We start from the raw sequence: 6,347 nt of genomic DNA, 5'->3' as shown, positions 1-6,347 counted from the left end.
CCGCGCGCCACTGATACCGATAGTGCGACTATCCCCGTCTACCGCTACTACCGCTATCGTCGCTACTACTACATTATCTTTGCCGACATTGTCACCGTCGCTGCTACCATTCATTATATTTACAGCAGATCACTATTGCTGCTTGCCGTTACGCTACCATCGCTTATCATCTTTACGGCTATTGTTTGCAATCGCCGCGGCGCCGTTCATTATATTCTTGCTACCGCCCGCTGTATTACGGCTGGCGTTAATACCGCCATCCACGCCGCTGTCGCCTACCATCATTGCAGCCGCTACCGCTGCTCATTACCACTGCTGCCGTGTCGTGAATACAATCGCTGCTATCGCCACCGCCGCTATTATTCGAATATAATCGCCACCGATGTTATAGCAAACGCACTAGCCGCCGTCATTAGCACCGCGGTAACCGCTACCGTTGCCGTTAAATTTTAAATTTTAGCTTGAGTTCGGCTCCGCCGCTAAATTTTAATTTCAAACCGTAGCTAGCTCTAAATTTTAATTCAAACATAGGCTTTGTCCTGGCGCTAAATTTTGATTAAAGCCCGAGCTTGCTTTGCTGCTAAATTTTAAATTTACGTTAGAATTTTACCGCGCTATACGATTTAAAATTTACGTTAGAATTTTGCTGCGCCGCGCAGTTAAAATTTACACGCGGCAACGCCACATTATTCGCCGACCGCCGTAAACGGCTTGCCGATAAATTTTCGCGCCTTGATCTCATCTATTACGGCGAGCGCGAGGTCTGCGTAGCCGATGTAGCTTTTGCCCTTGCCGTTTAGGATCAGCTCGTCGCCTCCGAGGACGTATGAGCCCGTGCGAGCGGCGTTTGCGTCGTATTCCGCGGCAGGGATCACGTAGGTCCAGATCAAATTTTTGCTCGCTTTTAGCACCTCGTAGCTCGCCGCAGTCGCCTCGGCTACGCCCATATACTCAGCCGGGAAGCTCGGAGTATCCATCAGGCGCGTCTTGCGCGAAGCGTCTGTGTATAACACGCCCGCACCGCCGATGACGAAAAGTCTCGTTTGCGTGCCGCTTAGCAGCTCCGCGATGTGCTGCGTCATTTTCGCGTGAAGCGGGAAGGTCTGCGGCGTCCATGCAGCGACCGCACTGATGACGATGTCAAAGCCCGCCAAATCGGCCTTGCTAAGCTCAAAAACGTCCTTATGCACGAGCTTGATGGCACCATTTTCATACTCTTTGTTTCGCGCGAAGCCCGTTACGTCGTAGCCCTGCCTTAGCGCCTCCACAACTAGCGCGCTACCTGATTTTCCGTTTGCTCCGATGATTGCTACTTTTTTCATTTTCTATCCTTTAAATTTAGATTTTGTTTGCTGACGCAGCCGCCTATCACTGCTGCAAGCCAATTCACTTGCCATCGCGGCTGATATACTCTCATACGATCGCCTATCGTCGCCGTCGCAGCCGATGCACCCGCCACGCAGGGGCGTCTTGCCGCGCTACGCAGTTTAAAATTTACTCCCGCGCTTTGCCGCGCGCTTGTCTTGCGAAATTTTACAGCCAGCTTGGCTTTACATCGTCGTTTATCACGCCGTCGCCGTTAGTGTACTGCTCCAGGCTTCCGCGTTTAGTCTGGATACAGATAAATTTCATCCCTTGCGCGCCCGCTTTGAAACATCTTTTGCCTGCCGGATCGATACGGATCGCATCGCCCTCCTTGACCGCCTTCTCCTCGCCGTCGATAAAGAGCGCGCCGCCGCCTTTTAGCACCAAGTAAAGCTCCTCGTTTTGCTTGTGCGAATGCACGAAAGGCACGCTCACGTTTGCCGGAAGCTCGTTGATAGATAGCTCACAGCCGCTTAAATTTAAAGCGTCTTTCAGCTCGACTCTCGGCTCATTTTTCGTTGAAACGATCTTGTAGTTTGACATCTTTTTCTCCTTAGAATTTTTTTGTTGTAATGCTATAACTTACAACCGATGAGCGAAGTATAATAAAATTTAGTTGTAATGTCAAGAGTTACAGCAAAAATTTTCAAAAAATTTGACTCGAATTTTAAAATCAGCTAAAATCCGCGCGATTTTAACCGAAGGATTTTTATGCAAAATAGCGCATTTAAGACGTTTGCGATCGCCCTTGACGACGCGCCGAGGCTGATAGAGGATTTAGCAAGCTAAAAGACATCGGCAAGCGCGTAGATGCCGGACTAGAAGGCGATATAGATAAAATTTAAGCGCTTTTTTGGGGTATAATGTATCTAAAATTTGCCGAAAAACGAGGTCAAAATGCACGAAAATCACGCTCATCATGAGCACTCGCACGCGTCAAATAAAACCGTTTTGAGAAATTCCTTCCTTATTATATCCGCTTTTATGCTGATCGAGGTCGCGGGCGGCTTCGCGACGAACTCGCTCGCCCTGCTCTCCGACGCCGGGCACATGCTATCAGACGCCGCGGCGCTCGGGCTTTCGCTGTTTGCGTTTAAATTCGGCGAACGCAAGGGCAACCTGCAAAAGACCTTCGGCTACAGGCGAATCGAAATTTTAACCGCGACGATAAACGCCGTCACGCTCATCGTCATCGCCGTTTTTATCGTCATCGAGGCGGCGCGGCGCTTCCAAAACCCGCCCGAAGTAGCCACCGCGGGCATGCTCGCCATCAGCACGCTGGGTCTTGCCGTAAACATCGTCGTGGCGCTATACATGCTGCGCGACGGCGACGTGAGAGAAAACGTCAATATGCGCGGCGCATACCTTCACGTGCTAGGCGACGCTCTAGGCTCGGTGGGCGCGATAACGGCCGCGCTAGCGATGATGTGGTTTGGCTGGGGCTGGGCGGACGCGGCGGCTAGCGTGCTCGTGGCTGCGCTCATCGTCAAAAGCGGCTGGGGCGTGCTAAAAGACAGCCTAAACATCCTGATGGAGGGCTCGCCAAAGGGCGTGTGCCTAGACGGGCTCGTCGCGCAGATCAGGGGCGTGGACGGCGTGCTTTCGGTGCACGACCTGCACGTCTGGAGTATCACGAGCGGCGCAAACGCGCTCACGGCTCACGTGGTGGTCAGCGGCGAGCTAAGCGTGCGCGAGGCGGAGCGGATCATGGCCGAAATATCGCACGAAATGGAGCATCTGGGCATCACGCACACGACGCTACAGCTTGAAAGCAGCGAAAACGAGTGCGGCGGCGAGCTCATCTGCGAAGTAAGATCAAATGGCGGTGACGGGCATTTGGGGCATCATCACTAAATTTTTGGATTTGGAATTCCGCTCAATTTAGAATTTAGAATTCCGCTCGGTTTGAAATTTAAAATTTGGCTTGAGTTTTAAATTTTAAATTTGCCCGCGCCGCGAGATTTCGGAATTTTAAAATTTTGAGGTTTCAAATTTTAAAATTTTGCGCTCGTTATGAAATTTTAAATCCCTACGCGTGGTGGAATTTTAAAATTTCGCCCCGCGGACGCCATTTCAAAATCAGGCGCTGTACGCGCAAAATCGCAAATTTTACGCAGCGGATCGCTGTACCATTCAAAAAGGCGCTTATACGCGTTTGCGGAATTTTAAATTTGACGGAAACGGCAGGCTGGCAAATGCAGCGAAATTTATCGGACGCACGGAGTGGTTTTAAATTTAGCCAAACGCCTTCTATTTTAATAGCACGGAGATGACACAGCGCACGCTGAATTTTTAAATTTAGCCAGCATACCGCGCTTCTAAATTTTAAAATTCCGTGCCGCGAATTGAGCTGTAAATTGAGCCGTAAATTTAAACTACTCTCAAAATTTGCCTAAATTTCACTCATTATTTTCCTGCCAATTTGAGCCTGTTAAAAGCAAATTTGACGTATAATCTCGCGAAATTTCAGGGAGCCAAGGTGCGCAAAAACATAAAATACCTAATTTACAAGTTCTTTTTGGGTAACGTATTTTTAGCCATTTTTGTGATTTCATTTTACGTTGTTTCGTGGCATATTGAAAATATTTCAAATATCGATGTTATGAGCCTTTTGAAGGGATATTTTTTATTTCCGGGCGATATTCGTCTGCCTTTTACGACGGCGATTCTTGAGCTATTCGCCTTTTATATCAGTAGCAGTTTGAGCGATTTTTATGTCAAAGGCATCGATCGCAAGCTTAATATTATATTTTTCATCGCATTTGCGACGGTAGGAATTTTAGCCCTTACCGCCGTTACTTATATCATAGTATTCGGTTTTATGCTATTCGGTTTGGATTTGGATAAAAGATTAGTAGCGATATTATCCGCCGCGATATTATTCATAGGCACCTATTCTACGGCATTTTCATTTCGCAAAAGCGATTACGAGCTCGGCAAATTTTTACAAATCGTTAGTCTAAAAAGGCGCTGGAATGCCAACGAAACACTATCGTCCATTTTATTGCTTATAGGTGTAATAATATGGCTAAACTTTATCGTTTTTGAATCTAAATAAAGCTAAGCGCCCCGTTTAAATTTCGTCCGTATGCGCTAAATTTAATAGGCGTAAATCGCTCGCACGGCACGACGAAATTTTAAGAACGAAATATTTTTTATCAAAATTTAAACCTACGCATTATAATTGCAGGAATTAAAAAAGACGGCAATCGGTTATGAAAAGGCATATATTAATCGCGATTTTAGGCTTACTTTGCGCCTTTATAGATATTAATTACATAGGTTTTCTTATCGCATTAAATTTGATAGTAGTCTTGGTTTGCGCCGCTTTTCCTTTTATGAAAAAGAATTATATATTTTTTCTACTGCTTGTCTTAAATTTAGCTTTGTATTTGAATAATATCTACACCCCTTTTTAAAAGCCCGAGCTTTGGACTTATAGCATACCTGCGCTGGCAAATGCGACATATGTATTAGTAGCGCTAGTTTATGCTTCGGGATTTGTCGCTTTTGTCCCGCTTGCGGCATATATCTGTTTTTTATACTCGCTCTGCATCGTTGCTTGCGGCATACGTGAAAAATTTCAAAGCTTACGCTAAATTTTCGATCAAAATTTTAAGCCGCTATTGCGTATAATTTCGCAGAATTTTAAGGATTGCGTATGAAAATATATTTCTACAAATTGCTTTTGGGCATCGTACTGACAGGCGTATTCTCGTTCTCGCTCGGCTTTACTTTATCGCACGTAGGTATCATATCTAATGCAGTTTTTGGCGTACCGCTATTGCCCTACGCTCCCTTTAAAGTCGAGCTCGTAAAAGCTATCTTAACGATAATCTCCGCATTTTATATCGCAAATAAAATTATTAATTTTCGCATTTTAGGCATCGATTGCAAGCTAAATTTTATATTTTTTATCGCCTTTTCGACGATAGGCGTGATTATCGTTAGTCTGCTATCTTTATTTATGATCGTCGGCATAATGATATTAAATAAATCAGAAATTGCATTTGCGGCGATGTGCCTATCCCTCGGGCCGATTTGGACCGCTTGGTTATTTCATATCAGCGGCTATAAACTCGGGGTTTTCTTACAAAATTGCAGCCTAACGACAAAATCTACGGCAAGAAAATATAATATAGACAAGGCGCTATTGGTCGTCATAATAATAGTAGCGCTGCTGATCCTTATACCGATAATAACGAAGCTTTTGCAATTTTCATTTTAAAATTTTAAACCAGCCGTAGAATTCGTTCGCTTCTAGGTGCGGATCGCCTGCGCTGGAGATGAAAAGCGGCCGTAGCGCGGCATTTGCTCTAAAATTTCCCGCGTCTCTCATCTGCGCGCTGTAAAAAATAAGCGCGTGACTCGCAAACTGCGCAAACTCGTCAAACGAACTCGCCCCCGCCTCTATCATCGTGATTTTTGCGTCCGCAGGTAGCGACTGCGAAACCTCTACCTTGCGTCCTTCGACGCCGAAAAGCGGAATGCTCGCATCAAAATCCGAAAGTGCGCGGCGCGAGTGGATCCACACATCGGGGGCGCGCAGCTTTAGATTTTGCGGCGCAACGCGCGCGTCTGGCGTCAACATATCAGCACTGCCCACCAAAGCGCTAATTTCATCAAATTTAGCCGCACGCACGTCCAGCGTCGGTCTGTCGGTGCGCACGGTCTGCCCGCCCACGCCTACGTAATCGCACACGCTGCGCAGCTCGTGCACGAACGCGCGCTGCTTCTCGCTGCCGATCCGCCCATGCACCGCGCCGTTTAGCGTGGCGTTGATTTTGATGAAGCAAAAGCCGCTCGCGCGCGCCAAATAAAACGGCTCCACAAGCTCCGTCGCCCCCGCGGAGCAAACGTCAAATTTCACCTCTATGCCCCCACGGCGTAAAATTTCCGCGCCGCCCGCAGCCTGCGCGTTCGTATCGCGCGCGCCGATTACCACGCGCGATAGCCTGAGCTGCGCCAAAAGCTCGGCGCAA

The 6,347-nt window shown here is 47.3% G+C and carries 6 protein-coding genes and 1 pseudogene; 4 read left to right on the top strand and 3 right to left on the bottom strand.

Annotated features, from left to right (window positions below):
• Window positions 1–453 (top strand): hypothetical protein (locus Q0256_RS04680; RefSeq protein WP_297960523.1); only part of this gene is annotated, 453 nt, incomplete at its 5' end.
• 233 nt (window positions 454–686) lie between these two features.
• Here the strand turns inward: Q0256_RS04680 and Q0256_RS04675 are convergent.
• Window positions 687–1,322 (bottom strand): NAD(P)-dependent oxidoreductase, encoded by a 636-nt coding sequence (locus Q0256_RS04675; RefSeq protein ID WP_297960520.1) that lies wholly within the window; start codon window positions 1,320–1,322, stop codon window positions 687–689.
• 211 nt (window positions 1,323–1,533) lie between these two features.
• Entirely contained in the window at window positions 1,534–1,908 is a 375-nt protein-coding gene (locus Q0256_RS04670; RefSeq protein WP_297960517.1) for a cupin domain-containing protein, read from the bottom strand.
• A 354-nt stretch (window positions 1,909–2,262) separates the two neighbouring features.
• On the opposite strand from Q0256_RS04670, the gene Q0256_RS04665 reads away from it, so the two are divergent.
• From Q0256_RS04665 to Q0256_RS04655, 3 genes are all read left to right on the top strand, one after another.
• A complete protein-coding gene (locus Q0256_RS04665; RefSeq protein ID WP_297960514.1) occupies window positions 2,263–3,219 on the top strand; it encodes a cation diffusion facilitator family transporter in 957 nt (318 codons plus the stop codon).
• A gap of 625 nt (window positions 3,220–3,844) precedes the next feature.
• Entirely contained in the window at window positions 3,845–4,423 is a 579-nt protein-coding gene (locus Q0256_RS04660) for a hypothetical protein (RefSeq protein WP_297960511.1), read from the top strand.
• Window positions 4,424–5,026: 603 nt separating this feature from the next.
• Window positions 5,027–5,593 (top strand): hypothetical protein, encoded by a 567-nt coding sequence (locus Q0256_RS04655; RefSeq protein ID WP_297960508.1) that lies wholly within the window; start codon window positions 5,027–5,029, stop codon window positions 5,591–5,593.
• Here Q0256_RS04655 and Q0256_RS04650 read toward each other — a convergent pair.
• Window positions 5,585–6,347, bottom strand: a pseudogene (locus Q0256_RS04650) (hypothetical protein); the annotation flags it as partial. The gene Q0256_RS04655 and the pseudogene Q0256_RS04650 sit on opposite strands and share 9 nt — an antisense overlap.

The sequence above is a fragment of the uncultured Campylobacter sp. genome (assembly GCF_937949835.1).
Taxonomy (GTDB): Bacteria; Campylobacterota; Campylobacteria; order Campylobacterales; family Campylobacteraceae; genus Campylobacter_B.
Note: the sequence above shows the minus strand (reverse complement) of the source record. Positions and strands in the feature narration are given on the sequence as shown.

Coding starts and splice junctions, on each gene's coding strand:
- Q0256_RS04665 (WP_297960514.1), top strand. CDS start 2,263: ATGCACGAAAATCACGCTCATCATGAGCACTCGCACGCGTCAAATAAA.
- Q0256_RS04675 (WP_297960520.1), bottom strand. CDS start 1,322: ATGAAAAAAGTAGCAATCATCGGAGCAAACGGAAAATCAGGTAGCGCG.
- Q0256_RS04670 (WP_297960517.1), bottom strand. CDS start 1,908: ATGTCAAACTACAAGATCGTTTCAACGAAAAATGAGCCGAGAGTCGAG.
- Q0256_RS04655 (WP_297960508.1), top strand. CDS start 5,027: ATGAAAATATATTTCTACAAATTGCTTTTGGGCATCGTACTGACAGGC.